This window comes from Achromobacter sp. SIMBA_011, from assembly GCF_046535435.1.
GTDB lineage: Bacteria > Pseudomonadota > Gammaproteobacteria > Burkholderiales > Burkholderiaceae_B > Achromobacter > Achromobacter dolens.
Genome location: NZ_JAWRWN010000617.1, coordinates 1 through 265 on the forward strand (window position 1 = coordinate 1; position 265 = coordinate 265).

Annotated in this window: 1 protein-coding gene; it reads left to right on the forward strand. The window is 68.7% G+C overall.

Features of this window, described 5'->3' with window-relative positions:
* Positions 1-265 (forward strand): fimbria/pilus outer membrane usher protein (locus SB816_RS32410; RefSeq protein ID WP_410548300.1); only part of this gene is annotated, 265 nt, incomplete at both ends.

Consider the following 265-nt stretch of genomic DNA (forward strand, 5'->3'; position numbering starts at 1 on the left):
CTGCTGTCCACCGACGGCGTGCCGGACGTGCCGTTCTCGGGCACGCAGGCGAGTTCCGACGCGCGCGGCTACGCGGTGATCGGCGCGGTATCGCCGTTCAGCACGTTCGACGCGCGGGTCAACACCAATCGTGCGTCGTTGCAGACGACCGTGTCGAACCCGGTGCAGCGCGTCGTCCTGACCGACGGCGCGATCGGCTACGTGCATTTCGATACGACGCACGGCCGGAACGCGCTCGTCGTGCTGCGCTTGCCGTCAGGCAAGG